The organism is Tenacibaculum aiptasiae (assembly GCF_965221665.1).
GTDB classification, from domain to species: Bacteria; Bacteroidota; Bacteroidia; order Flavobacteriales; family Flavobacteriaceae; genus Polaribacter; species Polaribacter aiptasiae.
Genome location: NZ_CBDCSN010000002.1, coordinates 39,156 through 61,322, shown reverse-complemented (window position 1 = coordinate 61,322; position 22,167 = coordinate 39,156). Strand labels below are relative to the sequence as shown.

The window sequence follows — 22,167 nt, the reverse complement described above, 5'->3', positions numbered from 1 at the left end:
TTAAATTAAAACCACACTACCAAGTAGTGTGGTTTATTTAGATTCTATAAACTTGTTTCTAGATTTTGTTCTTTTACAAAAGAAGAAAGTTTATCTACATTCAATTCGTCAGATAATTCAACAAGTTCAACTTTTTGATAACCAACATCTACCCATTTTCCATCAAGTAAAAATGAGTATGTAGCTGTTCCAGATTTCCAATCGTCTTCTAAAGACATTCTCAATTTTACATTTTGTATTGGTTGAGGCGCTCCTAATATTAAAGGTGCATAAGGAGACACTCCTTCCATTACTACTAAAATATTACATGAATTCATTGTACACATATATGAATAGTCACCACTTAAAATAGTAGGGATATTCAAAGGAGGATTTACTGCTTGGGTAATATTTCCTTTTCCAATAATCTTTTTAGTGTTAGTATCAACTATTAATGATACATTAAAAGAAATTCCACCAGCAAGATTATTGCTAATTCTGTAATTTAAATTAAAATAATGTCTGATTTCGTTGTTTTGATTTTCCATGAGGGACTTTTTAAGTTTAATAATTTTCCTACTCATAAGGCTTTTCGGATTACGCCTCGTTTTTATAGTAGTTTCTGAACTCTACATTTCGAAGTTGTTTTTAGTGCTATTTTGTACTTCTTTAGTTAAAGTTATACTATAAAAGGTATCAAGATTGGGTTAATGTAGTGAGTGCGATTTGTTATGTTGTAAATAAAAAGAAAAGAGGTATTAGTTTAATTAAGTAAAATGACTTTAAGTGTTGAATTTCATAGTTTAAAAAAAATATAAGATTATTTATTAGATTCTTTTTTGTAATAAAATTTACTGTTTAATAAAAAAGGCATACCTGATAAATAAACAAAGTGCTTAATAATTTAAGCACTTTGTGAGATAAATAGTTTAATAACAACTGTAGTTATTTACTTTTAATAAAGTATATCCTAATTTCCTTCAATAGTAACAATATTTGGAGCAGAGGAGTTGTATCTAATAAAATGAGTACCATTTCTAAAAGTATTACAACTGTATGTATCTCCAGAAGCATCTGTAAAATGATAATCATAATGTTTTGAGTTTACGAACTCTAAACGATACTTATAAGTAATCCCATGCTGATTGTATAAAGCGTATTTAGAAATTGCCGAAGCCGTTTTAACATCTGGGGTAGTATTTATCCACTTTTTAATTTTTCGAACTTCCCAGTCTACGTTAATTTGAAAAGGCTTTTTACTACTAGTTTTTATAGTTGTTGAAGTTTTTTCATCAGTATCTAAATAACCTATTTCAAACTTTTTTCCTTGTTTGGTTATGAATTCCTTCCATTCAATATTGCTTTCGTCAATATTGGTTAATAATTTTTCAGTCATAGTTTTCTTTTTTTATTATTTAGTTTCTATTTTTTTAATTAAAACAGCTATTTTAATACATTAATTGTTATACTAATTCTTTTACACCAATTCTTAAAGAAGGATTTTCAAGTAATAATTCTTTTATTTCTTCAGCAGTGCTATACCTTTTTATACCTCCTTTCCAAGTTTCTAATACGGGAATATTACGCATGCCTTGGGCTGAATAAACTCCTTTTCCATTACTATAAGTAAGAGGGTTCTCTTTTAGTAATACAAAATCAGCACATTTTCCTACTTCTAGTGAACCTGCCCATTTATCTGCGTGACATTGCCAAGCTGAATCATAAGTCATAGCCTTTAACGCTTGAAATCTGGTAATACGTTCTGTTTCATTTAAGACCTGAGTATTTAATTCTTTTGGAGCTCCTTCCATTATTCTTGTAATAGATTGTTCCATCATGCGTAGTGGTCCTAACGGGGTAACACTATTGTCACTATGAAGTGTAATCCTCATATTATAATCATGTAAAGCTGCATGGCATCTATCTAAGTGATTACTTCTTTCTTTTCCTAAAATAGTTTGTTGGAATACCCATCCCCAGTAACCTACGTGGCCTATTAAAAAACTTGGAGATATTCCTAATTCCTTCATATCTTCCATATTTTGATCAGATAATAAAGAAGCATGCTCTATTCTATCTCTTCTGGTTTCTATGGTAGATTTATTAATACCTGCTAGTTTGAAAGCATTGATTGTACGATCAAGTGCATGATCTCCATTAGCATGAACCATTACTGGCCAATTATTATCTACAGCTTTACTAATTAGGATATTGAACTCTATAGGATAACCGTAATTGAAGACTCCTTCATTTGTTTGGTCAGAAATTTTTGTTCCTTCTTCTCCGTAAAGAACAAAGTTTTCATTACAATCATAAGGTGTTTTTTGGTAACCAGTTAGTCCTTGATTGGAACCATCAGATACTACTTTTACATAAGCTAAGTTAAATTCATTGTTTCCTTTGTTAGGGATGTATCTACCTTCTATTTTAGTATCAAAATCTTCTAGGGTAATTGCAACTAATGCTCCACCTATTCTTACTGAGCAATTTTCATTGGCTTTCTGTTTTAGATATTCTGGTTGGTTTAGTCCTTTTTGAGAAAAAGGTTCTATTCCAGCATCAAAAAGATAAGTTGCACCTCTAGAACTAGCTTCTTGAAATATTTTATCAACTTCGATAGATAATTTTTTTTCAAAAGTAATGGGATTAATACTGTCAGCTATTATTTTTAATACAGGTTCCATTTCTGCAAACTCTTTCAGTATTCCATTATCATCTATTGTTATTGTTTTATTTTGTTTTCTGACTAAATTAATAGCAACACTATTAATATAAGCCAAATGCATGGATGAATTCATTAAAAAGACAGGTTGGTTTTTTGATATTTTATCTAAAATTTTAGCATTGAATTCTTTATTGTGATTTGTTAATAAAGAAGGGTCTACATTACTACCAAAAATCCATGTATTAGAAAAGCTTTCTTCTTTACCGTCAATAGCTTCTTTTTTTAAAGTTTGTATAATCCATTCAGTACTATACTTATCTTCTTCTTTAGTAGCTACGTTAGTTCTTAATTCTTGTCCTATAAAAGGACCTACATCGGTAGCCATGTTGAAAATGGCTGTTGGAAGAATATGAAGATGAGGTTCAAAAAAACCTGGTAATAGTGTTTGTCCACCAAAAATAATTTGTTCAATGGTGTCTTCAGGCATTTTTTCTTTTACGTGATTATAAGAACCAGTAGCTATTATATAACCATCTTTTATTCCAACAGCTTCAACCATGATATCTTTACCTCCTGCCATTGTTTGTATATAACCTACAGTTTGGTCTTCTTTGTCTAAAGGATTGGTTCCTGTTCGAAATATAATTGTTTCTGGAGTAGTATTATTTTTAGTAGTTTTTTCATTGTTTGTATCTTCAAATTTAACATCAGGAAATAAAGATTTCCACATTGGATTGCAACATGAGCAATGTAAACCTTCGGGGTGATCGTGTGAGTGGCTCATAATTTTGATTTTTTAAATATTATGTTATTTATAGCGCGATTAAGAATATCGTTTAATGTAAAGCTATTACTTATGTAGTTTGAATTAGAGATAAATGTTGTGAACACACATTTAGATGTAGTAAAATAGTCTCTTTAATCGGTAAGTTTTCAGTATTGATTTGATGATAAAAAAAACGAGACTGCATTTAAACAGTCTCGTCTCACCTCATTAAATTCTATAATATATAGAAGTAACCTACATTAATGGGAATTCAGGTTGTACACCTAAAACAAACCCTGTAGAAGAATCTGCACTTTCAGAAACTACAGCTTGTGGTGCAGATAAGTTTATAGTAATAGTTCCATCTGAGCTATTTACTTGAGTGTCTTTACTAGTATATGTTTGAGATCCACCTCCTAAAGGTATACCTAAGAAACCAACACTCCAGCTAGTTGTTTCTTTGAAAATAGTTTCAATAGATTCATAGCTACTAGAGTGTATAACCATTTTGATATCTGGGAAGTTAGAAAAAGCAACAGCATTGATGAAAGAAAATTCTTTTGCTAAATCAGCACTTTCTGTTGTTCCAAATTTAAATCCAGATACATCTTTATCACCATTTTTCATTGCTTGTTTAATAGGATCAGCATATAACCAACCTTGTCGGCTAGAGATATCATAATCCATTGGTCCAAATTGAGCAAGAGTTACTCCAGAGAAACTCATTTCGATATCAATTTGACTTGCTTCAGCAGCGATTGTATTTTTGAAGTAGCTAGCGTGACCACTTCCTGAGATAGAGAAGAAGTCTAATACTGGGATTGTAACACCAGCACCACCATTAACGCTTATAGTAACATCACTTCCGTTAAAATTACTTACAGACATTTTTAAAGTAATTGGGTTTGCTGTTGGGTGTTGTAAGCTATTAGTTAATTTAGCAACAGATGATGAAGCAGCAAAAGGGTAATTAGGTAAATACATTGAAGAACCTGCTGAAGAATTGTATACTTCAACCGCACCATTACTAGCTGTTGGATTGTTAATAGCATTTCTAAGATCTCTAAGGATACTGTTGTTTAAAGTTACATCATTTTCTAAATTAATAGCACTTCCTAATGCATTTAAATAGCTAGCAAGTACAGGTAAAATAGGAGCACCAGCTGGAGGAGTTTTGTCTAATTCTTCATTAAGATCTCTAGCATTTTGAATTTGTTGTAAAGTCAAGTTTGGCTTTGAAGACCAATCTTTTTGTATAGTACCTAAAATGTCATTAATAGGAGTGTTTCCTGATGGTAAAGTACCAAAAGCAGCTCTCCAAGCTCGTAATAAAGCTCCTTGTTGCTCTTGAGCATTTTGGTGAGCTTTAGTTAAAATAGCTTGGTCAGCAGTAGATAAACTATATGCAATGTTTGTTATAGTTTCTAGGAAAATGTTTGTAAATACACCTTCTAATGTAACAGGACCATCAGAGCTTTCTCTTTTTATACTAGATTTAATCCAGTCGTATGAAGCTGAATTAAATTTTAAGTTACTTGAGTTTTCCCAGTAGAAAGGAAAGTTACCTTTCGAACCAACATGAAAAGCTTCTAAATTTACACCATAAGTTGCGCTAAGTAATTGGTTGGCTTGTTTTTTTAATTCGTTAATGATTTCAGTTGTTTCATTAACAGGTACAGTTAGTACATTCATAATCTGATTAGTTAAAAATCCTACTCATATGGCTTTTCGGGGGACGCCTCGTTTTTTTAAGTAGTATCTGTCTCTACTTTCGAAAACTAATTTTATAGCGCTATTTTCGTCTTCTGATATAAAGTTACTTTTTATACAAAGAAGGATTTTTAAATAATGTTGTGAACTCTTTTTTTTATGTTGTGAATGTGTTTTAATATGTTGTTAAATAGGTTTTTAAGTGTATGGTTTTAAATTTTTTATTATGAAATATAACATCTTGAATTGTTTTATTTAACTGTAAATTAACTTCAAAGAATAAGTAGTTTTTTATTTATTTTGTTATTTAAATGCCCTCACATTTTTTTTAAGTGAGGGCGAATAATTTGATTTTAACAAAAATTATTTTTGACTATCTACTTTGAAAGAATATCCATCTTCGGCATTACCATTTAAGGATACATTAACTTCACTAACTCCCTCTAAGTCTAATTCAAAAAAGTGATCAGTATTTAAAACTGCTGAATTGATTAATTGACTTTCTTCTATTTCTGATGCAATTCCCCAGTATAGTTTTGGTTTTAGTACAAAAGTTGCTTTTTGATCATATCCTACAATATTTTTTGTAAGCATTAGTTTATTGTCTTTATATAAAGAAGCACTGATTCCACCTGATATATTGACATTATTATTTACTTCAATAGACTTTGTATCAGAAGCATTTCCATTAGCTTCTAAAACAATTCCTGTATCATTTTTGTTAACTGTATAACGTTTTCCAATGTCGGATGATAATATTTGAGTTTTATTTATTCCGTCTTTCCAAGTAGCTCCTACTTCTGTTATAATAGGAAAAACAAAACTACTAGAAGAACCTCTTCCTATATCAGGAATTGTTCGCCAAGCAACGCCTTCTTTTAAAACATCAAAAGTTGGAACTTCGTTTTTAGTGAAAACAAAGACTGTTGGTAAATCATTATTCATTGATTTATTGGTGTAGTTAATTTTAATATTTGTAGCCATAATTTTTTATTTTAGTTATTGATTAGTATAGATTATTATTTTTGACTGTCTACTTTGAATGTGAAACCATCTTCAGCATTACCATTAAGGGAAACGTTTACTTCGGTAACTCCCTCTAAGTCTAATTCAAAAAAGTGATCAGTATTTAAAACAGCAGAATTAATTAATTGACTTTCTTCTATTTCAGAAGCAATTCCCCAGTATAGTTTTGGTTTTAATACAAAAGTTGCTTTTTGCCCATACCCAACAATTTTCTTTGTAAGCATAAGTTTATTGTCTTTATACAAAGAAGCACTAATGCCATCTTCTACATTGATGTTGTTGTTTACGTCAATAGATTTTGTGTCAGAAGCATTTCCGTTAGCTTCTAAAACAATTCCTGTATCATTTTCATTTACAGTATAACGTTTACCAATATCAGAAGGTAATATTTGGGTTTTATTCATTCCATCTTTCCAAGTAGCACCTACTTCAGTTTCTATAGGGAAAATAAAACTACTAGAAGATCCTCTTCCTATATCAGGAATTGTACGCCAAGCAACACCTTCTTTTAAAACATCAAAAGTTGGGGTCTCATTTTTGGTGAATATAAAAACTGTAGGAAGATCTTTATTCATTGATTTGTTAGTGTAATTAATTTTAATTTCAGTAGCCATAATTATATATTTTAGGTTATTAATTAATTTAGATTATTATTTTTGACTATCTACTTTGAATGTGTAACCATCTTCAGCATTACCATTAAGAGAAACATTTACTTCAGTAACCCCTTCTAAGTCTAATTCAAAGAAATGATCAGTATTTAAAACTGCAGAATTAATTAATTGACTTTCTTCTATTTCAGAAGCAATTCCCCAGTAAAGCTTTGGCTTTAACACAAAAGTTGCTTTTTGTCCATATCCTACAATATGTTTAGTAAGCATTAATTTGTTGTCTTTATATAAAGAAGCACTAACTCCTCCTACTATATTTGCGTCGTTATTTACATCAATTGATTTTGTATCAGAAGCATTACCGTTAGCAGCAAGTACAATTCCTGTGTCATTTTTACTAACAGTGTACCTTTTTCCGATATCAGAAGATAAAATTTGTGTTTTGTTCATTCCATCTTTCCAAGTAGCACCTACTTCAGTCTCAATTGGGAAAATAAAGCTACTAGATGAGCCTCTTCCTATGTCTGGAATAGTCCTCCAAGCTACTCCTTCTTTTAAAACATCAAAAGTTGGAGTTTCATTTTTAGTAAATACAAAAACCGTAGGAAGGTCTTTATTCATTGATTTATTGGTATAGTTAATTTTAATGTTAGTTGCCATTTTAATTTTTTTAGATTATTAATATTTTATTGAGTGAATGTTTGGGTTGCAGTGGTTAAACCTTTCAAGAAAGTTCTACCTGTAGTAAACTCAGCAAGAGCATTTGTAATATCTTCTGTTGAAAATAGGCTTTCCGAAATTGGATACTTTTTTATAGAAGATACTTTTACCTCATCAACCTCAACTTCTGTAGTAACTGATAACGTGGCGGGTTTACAATCACTTTTTGAAATGGTTATTGAAGCTCCTTTTGAATCGATATTTTCCGCATTTGATTTACAGCTTGGAGGTGTATAAACTGCGCTTATAATTGTTTCTGATGGAAATTCTTTTTTTATCTGTTCAATTAATTGTTTAATTTGTGTTTTAGCCTCCGTATTAATTTTCCCTCCTAGGTTATTATCTAGTTGATTTTGAAAATCAATATTGTTAGTAATTTTTTGGGTTGAAGTTAATTCTATCTTAGAATAAGCTTTAGAAATATTATTTTCACTAGCAGCTTCTTCTAATTGATTAATTTCATTTTCTAATGTTTCCAATGAGGTGGAAGCACTCTTAGTACTTTTTGATTGGTCTGTTGCATTTGAAGCTTTTTTAGTTTCATTATCAGCCATTTTTAAATGTTTTTTATTAATAATATTATTTTTAGATTTCAAATAACCTCCATTTATGGTTATTTTCTGAGCAAACTTCTTAGAAGAAAAAGAAGTTGGGTTCGAAGGAGTTCCATGGATTACTACATTTCCATTTTTTAAATACCGATAGTACCAGTTACCGTTTGAAGGTAAAATGCGATTGATATTTGAAATCCCAGATATTTCATATTCGAAACCGTTCATCTTTAGGGAGTTGTTAATTTCCGTTTTCTAACTGAAAGTAATAACCACTTTTAGGATTACCGTTTAAAGAAACTATAACATTACTGAGACCTGTAAGATCAAGTTCAAAAAACTTACTACTATTAATCACAGCAGATTGTAAACCATTACCCTCTGTTACTTCAGAAGCTAACCCAAAGTAAATTGTTCTAGATGGTTTAAAGATTGCTATTTGATTATATCCTACTTGTTTTTTCTGTAACAAAGTGTTTCCATTATTACAAAACTGAGCAGTAATACCATTAGTAGTTTCTATGTTATTTTCAATCTCTATGGTTTTAGCATCAGAAGCGTCTCCATTGAGTTTTAAAATAATTCCAGTTGTATCTTTTACGATTTGATATTTACAACCTGTTTGTGCGGCTACCAGCGCTGTACTATTTGTATCATTTTCCCATGATGCTTGTACAGCATATTCGTTACTATAATAAAATGTTGAACGAGATCCTCTACCAATGTTTTTAATTACCTTCCAGGCAATTCCTTCTTCTATATAATTAAAATTAGGGGTTGCATTTTGAGCAAAAACAAACACTTTAGGTAAATCTTTGTTAGCTGATTTATTAATGTAACATATCTTGGTTTTTGGATTTGAATTCTTCATCATTCTTGGTGATCTATTTGAAATTTATAACCAATTTCAGCATTACCATTCAAAGAAACCGTAGCCGAACTTACATTTGTTAAATCTTGTTCGAAAAAGATGTTACTGTCTAAGACTGCAGATGAAATAGATTGAGATACATTGATTTCAGAAGCAATGCCCCAATAAATTTTAGGAGCTAGTTGAAAGGTTGCTTTTTGCTCATAGGCTACAATATTTTTTTTTACAATAATATTGTTTCCTTTTAGCAACTCAGCACTTATACCTTTTTTTACCTGAATGTTATTCATTAGTTCAATATCTTTTGAACTAGTTGCGTTACCATCCTGTCTAAGTACAATACCTGTAGCATTTTGTTCTACAGAATACCTTTTACCTACTTGGCAAAGTAATTCATTAGTTTCATTTGCTCCACCTTCCCAAGTAGCTCTAATACTTGTTTGGTATGGATATGTAAAAGTAGATTTAGATCCTTTACCTATGTTTTTTATAACTTTCCATGCGACACCATTACGAAGAGCATCGAAGGAAGGAAGTACATTTTGAGTGAAAACAAAAATACTAGGCATATCTTCATTCATAGAATTATTTACGTACGTTATTTTTACATTACCAGTATTCATAAGAACCTCCTTTCTGTTTTTTTATAATTTTTGTGTTTCATTTGGTTAATTTTTAATTTGTTATTGATTATTTGCCTTAGGTTTAATAATACAATCCTTGTCAATAAATCTGTATTGTATATTATTTTATGAGATAAATATCTCAGGTACACTGTTGAAGCTGACTGTATCGTATCCATAGCAAAATAAAATTGATAACATTTTAAGATACAGGAACATGCATATTAAACTCTCTGTGTTCTGTTTTAAATTGAAGATTAATAGCATAAACACGAGGAGATTTTCTTTTTCTTGGTAGAACTTTATTTTTATTAGGATGCTTTTTAGCCCACCATCGAGTTAAATTATTTATCTCTTTTTTATTAAGAATATAAATATTTGGTAGTCCATAATCCCATCTAGTATCTACAACTTCAGAAAATATAATATCAATATCTTCTCCATTCTCTAATTTGATATTTGTACATTCTTTTCTTTTTTTATGATATTGATCCTCTGCTGCTAATATGGCATTTCTTACATCTTTTAGTGTTATTTCTAACATAATGTTTTTAACGTCTAAATGTTGCTGTATGCCCATTAAGAGCTATACAAGTTCGTCCTACCATGCCAGTTCCATCATCTAAACCAACTAAGTAATCCGAGTTGAGATGTATTAAATTGGCAGGATCTAAATTTGTTACATGAAGATCTCTAACATTTATGTTAGCATCGTTACTTTGTCCTGTTGCTAGAGGAGCTGTTCCAGCTTCGTTTTTAATTAAAATATCCATTGTTATTGTTATATTAGATTAAACATCCTTGGACTTTCCAAGAATTGCAACCAAATTCCAAATTCAAAAAACACAACGATAAAGTATCTTTCATTGGATGGTTTTTACCATATTGATATATTATATATCAGTAACTTATGTTTGGTTCTCTTCTTTTGAAATTCATTTTGTCATATTCTAATCTGCAGCTTTAGTTTATGATGTTAAAAATTCTATTTGTACAATTATTGAATTCTTATACTCCAAATGTACCAGTGTTTTTTAGGTTATTTTTGTACTTGAAAAGCAATAGTTTAACAATTTGAAGCATTGATATTTTAAAGTCGTTTTAAAATTTTTTAATAGCTATAATTTCTCCATTAGTTTTGTGGTAAATCATATATAAATTATTTATGCAGCCATCAGATTTATTAAAAATAGAAGTGTTTGATGTTATCTGTGGTAAATTCGGTTGAGGTATTTTTAAAAAATTAAATTTTAAAATAGTTAGTCCTAATAACTCATCTTTATAGACTAATGTTGAGATGATATTTTCTTTTTTGGTTTGATTTTTTGTTGATTTAAACATGCTATTTTTTGTTTTATATTATTATTGAATAGCTGAAACTAGATTTTTGATATTAGAACTATTTGTATTTAAAAAACAATTATTAGACAATTTGTTTTATTTCAAAAAAGAAGAATGGAAATGAAGGCTTAATTTGTGTATATGAAAAAATTACCAAAAAATGATTCATTAAAAAAGGCTGTCTTTAGACAGCCTTCTCTTGAATTAAGAAAGAACCTATTTAGGCAGATAAAATGTTTATGGAACAAGTACTTGTTTAGAAGGTTGGATTACAGTTTGAACTCCTTTGGCAAACGACCAATTTTGCTGAGCATCATAATTAATAGCCCAAGTCATAATTCCTCCATATTGGGGACTTTGTAAAATAATCCCTCCATCGGTGATGTCTTCAACTATTTTATTAGGGTTAGATAAACCATTACCAGCTTCACTATTAGCTGGTTCGCCAATTACTATTTTCGTAGCGCTAGGAATCAATTTAGTTAAAGGTTCGAAACTGGCACTTATAAAGCCTGTATCAGTATCTTGTAATCCTTGAAATACGGCACCTAAACCTTGATTATATTCTTGTATTAATAATGCATCAAATTTTACAGCATCTATAAAATCTTTAGTAAAAATGTTAGGAGGTGCCAATGCAGCATCTCCTGATGCTGTACTAGCTATTTGTGGAGCAGCTGTAATAAATAATTGGTTATTTTTATTTCTTATAGCATTTATATAGGAATTTAAATATGATGAGGATATGTGAGGAGGAACACTTTCAATATCAAGATCAATACCATCAAACCCATATTCTTCACAAAAAGTAACTGTTTTATTAGCAGCATCTTCAGGACTAGCACTGGGATTAAAAGTGTTGTTTTGACCACCAAAAGAAATTAAAGCTAGTCCATTGTTTTGATGAATGGATTCAATTTGTTTTTGTAAATTGGATTTAGTAATACTAGAAGGTAGGGAAACATTATTATTTGAGTTGATATACCCAAATGCATAAACAAATACACTATACTGTTGTTTAATAGCGTCAGATATCATTGTGTTAGTAACGTTTGGAGGAATTGTTGATCCATATGCAGTTACATAACCAATTAAGGCTCTTTCTGGCCATTGCTTCTTTGTTTTCATAAAATTAAGTTTTTTAGAAGGTTAATTTATTTTATCACAGCTTGTTTAGTTGAAAACAAAGCGTGATACTCGAAAATAGGACGAAGTATTTTATTTCTTTTGTATAAATTCTGCAATTATTTAACATTGCTATTAGTTTCTATTTCTTTTAATGACTCTAAACATTTGAAAAATGGATATATATTTCGGTACTCTCCAGGTGAACAACCAAATACAGGTTTAAAATATCGAGAAAGGTGAGCAGCATCATAAAAACCAGTTAAATAGGAAACTTCGGTAACTGATATGTTTTTTGTATTTAGAAGTTCTGAAGCATATTGTAGACGTAAATCTCTAATTAGTTTTAAAGTTGTAAATCCAAATGTTTTTTTTACTTTTCTATTGAGGTTTGAAGAAGACATGTAAAGTTGTTTGGATAAGTTTTCAATAGAAAAAGATTCATTATCAAGATTATCAATGACTATGCAAAATAAATTTTTTAACCAACTATTTTTATTTTTAATTAAAACTAATTGATTAAAATATCTTTCAGTAAAGGGAATGTTCCATTGAGAGAGATTGGAATCTAATTTTTTACAATTTTTACGATATGTTGATGGGGAACAACCATATTCTTGTTTGAATTTTCTACTAAATGTACTTAGCCCGTTAAAACCACATTGAAATGCAATTTCTTCTATTTGATATGAGCTTAAATTTAAAAGTTGTTTGGCAAGTTCCATTTTATGTTTTAAGATTAACCTAGCTGGTGAGTAGCCTGTTTGTTTTAATACTTTTCTGTTGAGTTGAGATTTACTTATTTGTAATAATTCAGCTAATTGAGGAACTCCAAATGAAGCCTCTGTTTTTTTTCCTGAATAATTGCGTCAATTTTTTTGACAAAATTTATATCAGTAATAATGATGTTTTTTTTGATCATGATTTTTTTAAATAATTGATTTATAGTTTTTATGTATTAGGGTTGATAGAAGTTACTATAAGCAGCAACCTCAAGTAAAAGTTTATTCAAGTCTTTACTTTTAAGCCAAGAGTATGGAATAAGAGGTATGTCTTTATTGTTAACTTTTAGTGATTTAAAAGAGTTGTTCTACTTATTTTTATAAAAGAGTAAACAGGAGGATAAAAGAAGAACTAAACTGTAATGTAGCTCTTGATTTAAGTTAGATTCAGGTTTAACCTGAATAATTTTGAAATTATATTGGTAGAATATAAAGTTGTAATAGAGAGTTTTTGATAATGAAGAGGAGAGTACTTTATTGACATTTGTTAAAATTGGTTTCTATATAGAGAGTTTTACTATTTTATATTTATCATCGAAAACTGTCTTATAGACTGATTAGTTTTGATAAAACTACTTTTAAAGCGAAACAGAAATAAAGTGAATGTTGTGAATAGATTTTTTTATGTTGTAAATGGAGAAAAGATTGGAATAAGAAATTTTTTGATTGAAAAAGAAAGCTCTAAATTTTAAATTCAGAGCTCTCTTTAGTAAATATTGTTGCTATACAAAAAGATTTAGTTTATTGTTTTATATACTGATGTTTACTTTAGAGTCTTGCAGTGTCTTTGACATTGCTAATCCCCATTCTCCATTTATATCACTATCTACTTTCCATCCCATTACACCTCCAAATTCTATTTTATTGTCGATGGCTTTGCTTAATATAATTTCAAGTTTTTCAGTAGGAATATATCCAGTATTGTTTACATCGTTTGGAGTAATTGGTTTACCCAAAATTAATTTATGAGCTGGTATTTCCTGATTGGTAATACTTAATATAGAAGTTGGATTTTGTATGGAGCTATACTGAATTTCAAACAAAGAAGCATAATTTTCATAAGATTGATATTCCCAATTACCTTGATTATAATATTGAATATTATAATAATCAATTATCCCATTAGTTTTTCTTTCTATTTCACTATAGCCTCCATTAAACATAAAGTATGGCGCTTGTGGTGCATGGGAAATTTGTAATGGATAGTTCTTTTCCATGCTAGTTTTGTTTACCGCTATTGTTACATCAACTAACCATTGAATAGTTTGAGAATCCATTAAAATATTTTCTATGTCTAAATCGATTCCATCAAATTGATGTTGGATAGCAAAATTTGCAAGGTTTGAACCATATGTTTTTGGATTAAAATTAAGAGGATTCAAATATTCGCCTCCAGCAGAAAGAATACATTTTTTATCTTCACTTTTTAAAAAACTAATAATTTCAGGAGAGTTTACAACAGCTTCTGCTGCTCCAATTACTCCTTTTTTAGGATCTTGCCAGAATGAAAATAATATATCTGTGTACCCTTTATATTTACTTTTTACATCGGCAAGTGTAATCCAATTGCTAAAATAGCCAACTACTTTTTTTTTCATAATGTTTTATGTTTAGATGTATTGTATTTATTAAATAATAGTTTTACGAGTTCTGAAGTGGTTATATGGGTCTTTAGACTCATTTTCTTTTATTTCTATTAAGCGTTTGTAACTTTTATCAAAGTATGTTTTGGTAGGGATTGAACTATCTTTAAAACTAATAAAAGCTCCAGAGGTATTAGGAATATCAAAATCTCTACTTGCTTCAATCCAATCTAAAGCACGATTTGTTCTGTCATATACAAAGTTGTCTTGAAACTCCTCTTTTTCTTCAATCTGTGTATTCCACCAACATTGGTATTGTATGGTATATAGCTTGTCTTTGTATGGGAACGCGCTATTTGTTTCTTCACCTTTTTGTGTATAGAAATCTCCCACTATAGCTCCCAAAGTAACATAGTTAAATAATCCTAAAGCTCTATTGCCATCTAATATTAAACTTGATGTTAAACTTCTTAAAAGTTGTTGATATCCGTTTTTATTATTGTAGTCCAATCCATTTTTATCAACTAAACGAGAAGTGATTTTATGTGGAGCAGGTAAATCTTCATCAGGTTGTAAAGGAGTTCCCTGAAGTAAGTTTAGTTTGCTTAAAATTTTAGAATGAGATTCTCTGTCCCAATTACTCATCAAATTTTTACCATAATTATTTTTATGATGAAAATCTGCACCTGTAGCTGGCTCAATAGTAAATTCATAGTTTGCCAGAGCTCCTGTGAAATTATCATTTATAGCATCCGTTAAACTAGCTTCATCTCCTTCCCAATACCCATAAAACACACAATTATGCGCTATAGTTTCAGTGTCAATAGGTGTATTGTTATCCCATGATCTTCCGTTTATTTTTAAATTAGTACCAGTTAGTCTTGGAGTATTTTCTGAAGTAATTAATTCTTCCCATTTTTTCAATACTTGAATGGTAGGAACATTTTCTTCTATTAAATCAGGATTTTGATCTGAATAAGGATTCCATTCAATTTCAAAACGATGTAAAATTTTTGGTAATGGAAATGTTTGAATGCGTAATTCAGTAACAATACCATAACTCATACCACCACCTCCTCTAAGTGCCCAAAGTAAGTCAGGTATAGAACCTGTTTCTGGATTTGCATTTAGGTTTATTAATTTACCATTTCCAAGTAGGATAGTAGCACCAACTAAATGTTCGCAACACATTCCCATTTTTCGGGTCCATGGTCCCCAACCACCTCCCATGGTAAATCCTGCAATTCCTACAGTTGCGCAAGTTCCATGAGGTATCATAACATTATTATCGGCCAATATTGAAGTAAGTGACTCAAATCTAATTCCAGGGCCTATTTTAGCTATTTTAGTATCTGGATCTATAGATACACGATTCATTTTTGAAACATCAATTAATACAACGTTGGTTCCGTTGCATTCCCCCTCATGATCGTGTCCACCAGCTCTAACTTTTATAGGAAGTTTGTTTTTGATAGCTGTGTTGTATGTAGCTTCAACATCAGAAGCTGTTTCGCAATAAACTATAACAAATGGGTTGAATTGTAAACGTCTATTAAAAATTTGACTTTTTAAATTATGTTCATACACATTTTCTAAATCTCCCCAATTGGTAGAAATAGTTACATTTGAAGGAATAATTTTATTTAGTTCTTTTAAAAAAGAATCGATTTGTTCTTTTAACTGTATTGTAATTGTTGGTTGCATCATGATAGTTTATTGATTAATTTCTTCTAAAATCATAGGAAGTAATTCTTCCAGATTTGCTCCACTTTTTTTAATATCAACTTTATTGATACTCATTTCATTTGGATTTAAAATTGATTTGAAAAGAAAAGGAGCTGTTGATATTCCAATTCCTACGGCAAGTATTCCACCTCCTAATAAAGGAAGATTTATACCTTTCATTTCTTTTCCTCCTAGCCACCAATTATTTTGTAAACCGATATTTGACCCTTGTCCAATGACTACATTTGATATTTGGTATTTTTTACCATCAATACTAAATCTTAAATTACCTTTTATAGCAAAGTTTAATTCACTTGGTTTTTTATCAGTAGTAAATGAAGCAATGGTACTACCTTTTCCTATATTATTATTGAACCATTTTGCAGGTGCTTCGCTTTTATGTCTTCCAGCTTTTACAGTAATTATACCTTTTCCATTTTTTATTGATGAAGTCACTTCTTTATATGGTTGTCCAATAGTAACAATAGCGTTGGAAGTATTGAATTCGAAGGTTTCAAATTTAGAATCTGGGATGGTTAAGATGAATTCATTGTCGTGACTTCCAGAAAGTTGACTTACACATTTTATTTTAAAAGAGTTGCTGCCTGATGGATCTAGGTAAAACTGATCTTCTAATTTGGTATTTTCATTTATAATTTCACCTCCTTTGTTATCACTTTTAGCTTCTATGCTTTTTGAGCAAAGGTGCCAGTTGTTAGTAGAAGAGTAATGCCCTTGACCAAGACATACTTCAAATTCATCTTGATTAATATATAAGGTACCTTCTACAGCAAAATTTAATTTAGAAGGAGAATTACTTCCTCTAGCAGTATGAATCATATGCTGCGTGTTTTCTTCTACAAAATCTTTATAAAATTTAGCTGGCTTTTCATCACCATGTCTATCAGCCTTAACTGTAATTGTAAGTGTGTTATTATTGGTTTTAACGGAAATATCTCCCCAGTTTTTTTCATCACCTATAGAATGCTTTTTAGCTTTGAAGTCGAGTTTAGTTAATGCTATATCTGCGTTATAAACAAATTTAAAATCGTTAGTACTTTTTCCCATGATTAGTTATTTTTAGTTATATTTATTTGTAGTCTTAGTCATGAAGTTACTTTTTAAATAGGCTGTATTTTACAGATATGTTGTGAGTACATTTTTTTATGTAGTGACACAAAAAAAATGACGTATAAAAATTATACGTCATTTAAGTTTAGTTAGTTAGGTTTATGTGTTAATGCTTATTTTAAGATGGCAAATGATTTGATGGTTTCTTTGTACTTATCGCTAAAGTAAACTACATGTTTACCTTTTAATAACAGAGAGTTTTCTTTAAATCTTATTTGATCAATTGCATTGATATTGACAATGTATTTTCTATGAACTTGTTTAAATAAAGAATTGTTTAAGTAATCATTCATTTTTCCTAATGAAATTTGAATAATAAATTTTTCATGTTCCGTAATGATGTTACAATATCTATTATCAACCTCAATATAAATGATGTTAGAAAGCATTACTTTTTTTAAGGAATCTCTTTTCTTTATAAATAAATAATCATCACTAATTACTGTATTTTGATTAGTACTTGCGAAAATATTTGTTTGGTCATAAAACTTTTCAATAGCCATTTCGATAGCATATAAAATTTCTAGTTCATTAAATGGTTTTAATAAAAAACGAAAAGGCTTGGTTAATTTTGCTCTTTCAAATATATGTCGGTCTTTAGATCCTGTTAAGAAAATAAATGGTTTTAATGATTTAGGAACGGTAGAAATGGTTTCAGCAAAAGTAATTCCTTCCGGATTTGTTCCTAAAAAGACATCGATAATTACGAGGTCTACAGTAAGTTCATAAAAAAGGGTTAAAGCTTCTTGGTAACTATGTCCAATACCAACTACATTATATCCATTTTTTTCTAAAATAGCTTTAAGCTCCATTGCTATAATGCTATTATCTTCAACAATAAGTATGTTTATATTATCCATGTTTAGTTCGATTTTTGAAAGCTAATAATCATTTTTGTACCCATATCTTTAATACTTTCAATTTTAAATTGTGCGTTATTTTTTTTGATTAATGTTTTACAGAGGTGAATCCCTAGTCCAGTACCGATTTCCTCTTGATTTCTTTTTTTGTTAAGCAATGTTGTATCTTTTAGAAGATTCTTAACAGTTTCTTCATTCATTCCAATTCCAGTATCTTCTATAACCAGTGATTCTAAATTATTTTTAATAGAGAAGTTATAAATAATTATTGTGTCGTTATCATTAGAAAACTTAATAGCGTTGTCTAATAAATTTCTAATAATTATTTTAAGGGAATCTATATCTGCATAAATAAAGGTAGCAGGGGTTACTTTATTTATGAAAGTTATATTTTTAGTATCAAATAAAGGTTGATAATTAAAAGAAACTTGTTGCATTATAGAAAATAAATCAACAGATTCTATATTGAAATAGATTTGTTTTGTTTGCATTGTCGACCAGTTTAACAAGTTTTCTAATAAATTATAAGAGCTATTAGCAATAGCTGCATTTTTATTTACAATACTTCCTAGTGTATCATAATTGCGATTTTTAATTTCTGTTAAGAGATGAGAATTACTCTTTTTTAATAGATTAACTGATGATCTTAAATCGTGACTAACAATAGAAAAAAGTTTGTCTTTAGTTTTATTTAATTGATTGAGCTCATCTTTTTGAGTGGTGATTATTCTATTAGCTTTGCTTTTTTGTGAATACAAGAAAAATCCACTTGTGAGTAATAGAATAAGTAAAAAAGAAGAGAAGATAAAACCATTTCGTTGTGATACTTTTAATTTATTTTCAGCCTCTAATAAATTTATTTGTTTTTGTTTTTGAGCTACAGCGAGTTTCTTTTCTACTTGAGCTACAGCCCAGATTCTGTTTTGGTTATTAATGGAATCTTTCCATTTTTCAAACTCTTTTCTATAAACAAGGGCTTTAGCTAAATTTTTTCTGTTTTCTTCAACTACAGCCATATTTAAAGCGGCTTTTCTTTTTATTTTAAAATTTGATGTTTTTTTTGAAAGTTCATATGCTTTTGTAAAATAAGGAATAGCTTCATTGTCTTTATATTGTTCATAATAAATATTAGCAATATCCATATAGGAACCAATTAAAAGTATCGTGTCTTTCTTTTTTTCTTGTAGAGAAGTACTGTTTAATAAATATTTTTCAGCTTCTTTAAATTTAGACAAATGAAAATAGCAAAGCCCTATGTTGTGTAGTATAGCGCTTTGCTGAGGTTTGTATTTAATATTGAAATAATTTTTCTCTAAATCGAGAAAAATTTTTAGAGCTTTCTTGTATTTATTTTGCAGCAAATATATTTGACCAATATCACCTTTGGTATAGGAATAAAAAGGAAAAGCATTAGATATTAATTGGTATTCTTTTAAAGATTGATCTAAAACATTTTTCTTTTTGAAACTACGAGCTCTTAAGAAATGTATATAATTTAATAATTTCTTATCCTTTGTGTCTTTTAATAAAACATAGGAATGAATTAAAGTTGAATCCCATTCCTTTTGTTTGAAAAAAGCATGTATTCTTTTTACATCTTCTTTTTGTTGATGTTTTTCAATAATCTTTTCAAACTCAACAGATAATTCGTCTTTCTGCTGAGAAAAAAGATGTACAGTAAATAATAGTACTAGTATAGTTCTTAAAATATGCATTTGTTACGGGGGGTAAAAATTATATAAAAAAAACAGGCTCTATTTAGAGCTTTGATACTAGTGGCTAACCCGGTGTTGTATCTTGCACAGTGGTTTCAGTTCCTCTGGAGGTTGTTGGATCAATGTTCCAAACAAATGTTTGTATTACTTTAATATCATTTAAGGTCAAACCTTCAGGAAATGTTACTACTTCGTTAGTAGTAAATTCAATCGTATAAGCTTGATATTCATTAGTAGTTTTCTGTTTGTTTATGTCTAACATATCTTCTACAGTAGAATGAATAAAAAATTGTAGCATATAGTTACCAAAATTATTTACAGAAAATAGCTGAGAAATTTTTATAGCTGAAGCTGATAATGGAGTAGAAGAATTTACAAAAATAAGAGCTTTTACATTTATAGAACCATCGTGATTTTTAGTTGAGTCTACAAGTGAAGGTAAAGGCTGCTCAGATTTGTTTTCAAAATAAATATTTCCAGATGTTTTAATTGTTACTTCTGATGAAATTACTTTCCCAGGAGGAAAGACGATTGAGGGTGTGGTAATACTAGTCATAGTTTTCGGAGGATTAATTAAATATAAACTAAGTTTATTGTAAATATATGAAAAACATAATCTAGAAACTAGGAAAATAAATGATTAAAATGAAAAAATAATCTGATTTTCAGTTTGGTAAAGATGCTAAAGAAATAGGCTATAAACCCTGAGTTTGTTAATGTTTTTATAAAAAAAATAAATTATTTTTGGTTTTTTATATAAAAAAAGCAATATTTGTAACTAGTTATTAATCAATAAATAAACGCCTATAGCTAAATAATTACTTTTTATAAACATACCCCTTAACCAAAGAAACTCTGTGAAAGACTTCTTTAAAAAAAAAGTAATTATGATGCATAAAAACGATGTAAGTGATAGTGTATTAGTTAAAAACTACATTAACGGAAAAGAGTTAGCAATAGAATTATTGATTAAACGTCACCAACAACGCTTGTATAGCTTTATCTATAGCAAAATACAAGATAGAGATACTACAGAAGATATTTTTCAAGATACTTTTATAAAAGTAATAAGAACACTAAAAAGAGGAAGCTATAACGAAGAAGGGAAGTTTTTACCTTGGGTTATGAGAATAGCTCATAATTTAATTATAGATTACTTTAGAAAGAGTAATAGGATGCCAACATTTAATAATACGGATGATTTTGATATTTTTTCAGTATTAAGTGATGGAGCGTTAAATGCAGAAAATCAGATAATTAAAGAGCAAATTCTATCTGATGTTAAAGATTTAGTTGAGGAGTTACCTGAAGAACAAAAAGAAGTTTTAAAAATGCGTATTTATAATGATATGAGCTTTAATGAAATATCAGAAAATACAGGTGTTAGCATTAACACAGCTTTAGGTAGAATGAGATATGCATTAATTAACTTAAGGAAGATTGTAGAGAAAAATAAAATTATTTTGGTGAATTAAACAATAAAAGTAAAAAAGCATCGTTAAATAATTGAAAATAAATAAATAAGGGAGTTTTTATGATGCAACTTTACTCTGAAAGATCTTCGGATTTTAAAATGAAACCTAAACAAGAAACAATTCAATTTTTGATTAATTTTTCTAAATCGTTAAAAGTAGTTAAAACCAAATCAAACTATCTCATTGAATTGAATTTGAATTAAGAGTGGAAAAAGCTTCAACGAAAGTTGGGGCTTTTTTTATGTTCTATTTTTTATAATATTCATCAAGAACAGTTTTTCTACCTATTGTTTTTGTAATAATATCATTTTCTAAATCCCATCCACGAGCAGGAGAGTACTCTCTACCATACCAAATTATTTGTAAATGTAAATCGTTCCAGTGCTCTCTAGGAAATAATCGTTTGGCATCTTTTTCTGTTTGAGCTACACTTTTTCCGTTAGATAGATTCCAGCGATACATTAATCTGTGTATATGAGTATCAACAGGAAAAGCAGGTACACCAAAAGCTTGACTCATTACAACACTAGCTGTTTTATGACCAACTGCTGGTAGTTCTTCTAAATACTCAAAGCTTTCTGGTACTTCACCATTGTGTTTTTCAATCAATATTTTTGATAAACCATGTATGCCTTTAGATTTCATTGGAGATAAGCCGCAAGGTCTGATAATTTCTTTAATTTCTTCAACAGACATTTTTACCATATCATAAGGATTATCTGCCTTAGCAAAAAGTAAAGGGGTAATTTGATTTACTCTAACATCAGTACATTGAGCAGATAATAAAACTGCTACAAGTAAGGTGTAAGGGTCTTTATGATCTAAAGGAACAGGAATTTCAGGATATAGCTCTTTTAATGTATTAATAACAAATTGTACTTTGTCTGCTTTGGTCATTTTCAATATCT

At 29.3% G+C, this 22,167-nt stretch carries 22 protein-coding genes and 1 pseudogene; 1 reads left to right on the top strand and 22 read right to left on the bottom strand.

Annotated features, from left to right (window positions below):
* Positions 1-44 precede the first annotated feature (44 nt).
* From ACOQN8_RS00460 to ACOQN8_RS00360, 21 genes and pseudogenes are all read right to left on the bottom strand, one after another.
* Entirely contained in the window at positions 45-527 is a 483-nt protein-coding gene (locus ACOQN8_RS00460) for a DUF1842 domain-containing protein (RefSeq protein ID WP_420551204.1), read from the bottom strand.
* 422 nt (positions 528-949) lie between these two features.
* Positions 950-1,375: a hypothetical protein gene (locus ACOQN8_RS00455; RefSeq protein WP_420551203.1), complete on the bottom strand. Its 426-nt coding sequence runs from the start codon at positions 1,373-1,375 to the stop codon at positions 950-952.
* 67 nt (positions 1,376-1,442) lie between these two features.
* Positions 1,443-3,428, bottom strand: a complete 1,986-nt coding sequence (locus tag ACOQN8_RS00450; protein WP_420551202.1) for an amidohydrolase — start codon at positions 3,426-3,428, stop codon at positions 1,443-1,445.
* Between the two features lie 237 nt (positions 3,429-3,665).
* Positions 3,666-5,102 carry a lamin tail domain-containing protein gene (locus tag ACOQN8_RS00445; RefSeq protein ID WP_420551201.1) on the bottom strand — a complete coding sequence of 479 codons (1,437 nt, stop codon included), beginning with the start codon at positions 5,100-5,102 and terminating at the stop codon, positions 3,666-3,668.
* Positions 5,103-5,483: 381 nt separating this feature from the next.
* Positions 5,484-6,104 (bottom strand): hypothetical protein, encoded by a 621-nt coding sequence (locus ACOQN8_RS00440; protein ID WP_420551200.1) that lies wholly within the window; start codon positions 6,102-6,104, stop codon positions 5,484-5,486.
* A 35-nt stretch (positions 6,105-6,139) separates the two neighbouring features.
* Complete coding sequence (locus ACOQN8_RS00435) at positions 6,140-6,760, bottom strand: hypothetical protein (RefSeq protein ID WP_420551199.1); 621 nt, start codon at positions 6,758-6,760, stop codon at positions 6,140-6,142.
* 36 nt (positions 6,761-6,796) lie between these two features.
* Complete coding sequence (locus ACOQN8_RS00430) at positions 6,797-7,417, bottom strand: hypothetical protein (protein WP_420551198.1); 621 nt, start codon at positions 7,415-7,417, stop codon at positions 6,797-6,799.
* 26 nt (positions 7,418-7,443) lie between these two features.
* Positions 7,444-8,256 (bottom strand): hypothetical protein, encoded by an 813-nt coding sequence (locus tag ACOQN8_RS00425; RefSeq protein ID WP_420551197.1) that lies wholly within the window; start codon positions 8,254-8,256, stop codon positions 7,444-7,446.
* Between the two features lie 13 nt (positions 8,257-8,269).
* Complete coding sequence (locus tag ACOQN8_RS00420) at positions 8,270-8,902, bottom strand: hypothetical protein (protein ID WP_420551196.1); 633 nt, start codon at positions 8,900-8,902, stop codon at positions 8,270-8,272.
* Positions 8,899-9,522 carry a hypothetical protein gene (locus ACOQN8_RS00415; protein WP_420551195.1) on the bottom strand — a complete coding sequence of 208 codons (624 nt, stop codon included), beginning with the start codon at positions 9,520-9,522 and terminating at the stop codon, positions 8,899-8,901. The genes ACOQN8_RS00420 and ACOQN8_RS00415 overlap by 4 nt, the downstream gene beginning before the upstream one ends.
* Before the next feature lie 202 nt (positions 9,523-9,724).
* Positions 9,725-10,066: a hypothetical protein gene (locus ACOQN8_RS00410; RefSeq protein ID WP_420551194.1), complete on the bottom strand. Its 342-nt coding sequence runs from the start codon at positions 10,064-10,066 to the stop codon at positions 9,725-9,727.
* A gap of 7 nt (positions 10,067-10,073) precedes the next feature.
* A complete protein-coding gene (locus ACOQN8_RS00405; protein WP_420551193.1) occupies positions 10,074-10,295 on the bottom strand; it encodes a hypothetical protein in 222 nt (73 codons plus the stop codon).
* Positions 10,296-10,623: 328 nt separating this feature from the next.
* Positions 10,624-10,863, bottom strand: a complete 240-nt coding sequence (locus ACOQN8_RS00400; protein WP_420551192.1) for a hypothetical protein — start codon at positions 10,861-10,863, stop codon at positions 10,624-10,626.
* Positions 10,864-11,100: 237 nt separating this feature from the next.
* Positions 11,101-11,991: a glycosyl hydrolase family 18 protein gene (locus ACOQN8_RS00395; protein ID WP_420551191.1), complete on the bottom strand. Its 891-nt coding sequence runs from the start codon at positions 11,989-11,991 to the stop codon at positions 11,101-11,103.
* A gap of 116 nt (positions 11,992-12,107) precedes the next feature.
* Positions 12,108-12,797, bottom strand: a pseudogene (locus ACOQN8_RS00390) (helix-turn-helix domain-containing protein); the annotation flags it as partial.
* Positions 12,798-13,519: 722 nt separating this feature from the next.
* Entirely contained in the window at positions 13,520-14,368 is an 849-nt protein-coding gene (locus ACOQN8_RS00385; RefSeq protein WP_420551190.1) for a glycosyl hydrolase family 18 protein, read from the bottom strand.
* A 30-nt stretch (positions 14,369-14,398) separates the two neighbouring features.
* Positions 14,399-16,060 (bottom strand): FAD-binding oxidoreductase, encoded by a 1,662-nt coding sequence (locus tag ACOQN8_RS00380; RefSeq protein WP_420551189.1) that lies wholly within the window; start codon positions 16,058-16,060, stop codon positions 14,399-14,401.
* 6 nt (positions 16,061-16,066) lie between these two features.
* Positions 16,067-17,146, bottom strand: a complete 1,080-nt coding sequence (locus ACOQN8_RS00375; RefSeq protein ID WP_272151777.1) for a hypothetical protein — start codon at positions 17,144-17,146, stop codon at positions 16,067-16,069.
* Positions 17,147-17,322: 176 nt separating this feature from the next.
* A complete protein-coding gene (locus tag ACOQN8_RS00370) occupies positions 17,323-18,069 on the bottom strand; it encodes a LytR/AlgR family response regulator transcription factor (RefSeq protein WP_150899810.1) in 747 nt (248 codons plus the stop codon).
* A 2-nt stretch (positions 18,070-18,071) separates the two neighbouring features.
* Positions 18,072-19,784, bottom strand: a complete 1,713-nt coding sequence (locus ACOQN8_RS00365) for a tetratricopeptide repeat-containing sensor histidine kinase (protein WP_420551188.1) — start codon at positions 19,782-19,784, stop codon at positions 18,072-18,074.
* Between the two features lie 64 nt (positions 19,785-19,848).
* Entirely contained in the window at positions 19,849-20,340 is a 492-nt protein-coding gene (locus ACOQN8_RS00360) for a hypothetical protein (RefSeq protein ID WP_420551187.1), read from the bottom strand.
* Positions 20,341-20,674: 334 nt separating this feature from the next.
* Between ACOQN8_RS00360 and ACOQN8_RS00355 the strand changes: the two genes are divergently transcribed.
* Positions 20,675-21,259: an RNA polymerase sigma factor gene (locus tag ACOQN8_RS00355; protein WP_420552794.1), complete on the top strand. Its 585-nt coding sequence runs from the start codon at positions 20,675-20,677 to the stop codon at positions 21,257-21,259.
* A 246-nt stretch (positions 21,260-21,505) separates the two neighbouring features.
* Here ACOQN8_RS00355 and ACOQN8_RS00350 read toward each other — a convergent pair whose 3' ends face one another.
* Positions 21,506-22,156, bottom strand: coding sequence for an endonuclease III domain-containing protein (locus tag ACOQN8_RS00350; protein ID WP_272151773.1), 651 nt, complete (start codon positions 22,154-22,156; stop codon positions 21,506-21,508).
* Positions 22,157-22,167: the final 11 nt, after the last annotated feature.

Coding starts and splice junctions, on each gene's coding strand:
- ACOQN8_RS00450 (WP_420551202.1), bottom strand. CDS start 3,428: ATGAGCCACTCACACGATCACCCCGAAGGTTTACATTGCTCATGTTGC.
- ACOQN8_RS00405 (WP_420551193.1), bottom strand. CDS start 10,295: ATGGATATTTTAATTAAAAACGAAGCTGGAACAGCTCCTCTAGCAACA.
- ACOQN8_RS00385 (WP_420551190.1), bottom strand. CDS start 14,368: ATGAAAAAAAAAGTAGTTGGCTATTTTAGCAATTGGATTACACTTGCC.
- ACOQN8_RS00440 (WP_420551200.1), bottom strand. CDS start 6,104: ATGGCTACAAATATTAAAATTAACTACACCAATAAATCAATGAATAAT.
- ACOQN8_RS00415 (WP_420551195.1), bottom strand. CDS start 9,522: ATGAATACTGGTAATGTAAAAATAACGTACGTAAATAATTCTATGAAT.
- ACOQN8_RS00460 (WP_420551204.1), bottom strand. CDS start 527: ATGGAAAATCAAAACAACGAAATCAGACATTATTTTAATTTAAATTAC.
- ACOQN8_RS00400 (WP_420551192.1), bottom strand. CDS start 10,863: ATGTTTAAATCAACAAAAAATCAAACCAAAAAAGAAAATATCATCTCA.
- ACOQN8_RS00350 (WP_272151773.1), bottom strand. CDS start 22,156: ATGACCAAAGCAGACAAAGTACAATTTGTTATTAATACATTAAAAGAG.
- ACOQN8_RS00435 (WP_420551199.1), bottom strand. CDS start 6,760: ATGGCTACTGAAATTAAAATTAATTACACTAACAAATCAATGAATAAA.
- ACOQN8_RS00395 (WP_420551191.1), bottom strand. CDS start 11,991: ATGAAAACAAAGAAGCAATGGCCAGAAAGAGCCTTAATTGGTTATGTA.
- ACOQN8_RS00355 (WP_420552794.1), top strand. CDS start 20,675: ATGCATAAAAACGATGTAAGTGATAGTGTATTAGTTAAAAACTACATT.
- ACOQN8_RS00455 (WP_420551203.1), bottom strand. CDS start 1,375: ATGACTGAAAAATTATTAACCAATATTGACGAAAGCAATATTGAATGG.
- ACOQN8_RS00360 (WP_420551187.1), bottom strand. CDS start 20,340: ATGACTAGTATTACCACACCCTCAATCGTCTTTCCTCCTGGGAAAGTA.
- ACOQN8_RS00425 (WP_420551197.1), bottom strand. CDS start 8,256: ATGAACGGTTTCGAATATGAAATATCTGGGATTTCAAATATCAATCGC.
- ACOQN8_RS00365 (WP_420551188.1), bottom strand. CDS start 19,784: ATGCATATTTTAAGAACTATACTAGTACTATTATTTACTGTACATCTT.
- ACOQN8_RS00375 (WP_272151777.1), bottom strand. CDS start 17,146: ATGGGAAAAAGTACTAACGATTTTAAATTTGTTTATAACGCAGATATA.
- ACOQN8_RS00410 (WP_420551194.1), bottom strand. CDS start 10,066: ATGTTAGAAATAACACTAAAAGATGTAAGAAATGCCATATTAGCAGCA.
- ACOQN8_RS00380 (WP_420551189.1), bottom strand. CDS start 16,060: ATGATGCAACCAACAATTACAATACAGTTAAAAGAACAAATCGATTCT.
- ACOQN8_RS00430 (WP_420551198.1), bottom strand. CDS start 7,417: ATGGCAACTAACATTAAAATTAACTATACCAATAAATCAATGAATAAA.
- ACOQN8_RS00445 (WP_420551201.1), bottom strand. CDS start 5,102: ATGAATGTACTAACTGTACCTGTTAATGAAACAACTGAAATCATTAAC.
- ACOQN8_RS00370 (WP_150899810.1), bottom strand. CDS start 18,069: ATGGATAATATAAACATACTTATTGTTGAAGATAATAGCATTATAGCA.
- ACOQN8_RS00420 (WP_420551196.1), bottom strand. CDS start 8,902: ATGATGAAGAATTCAAATCCAAAAACCAAGATATGTTACATTAATAAA.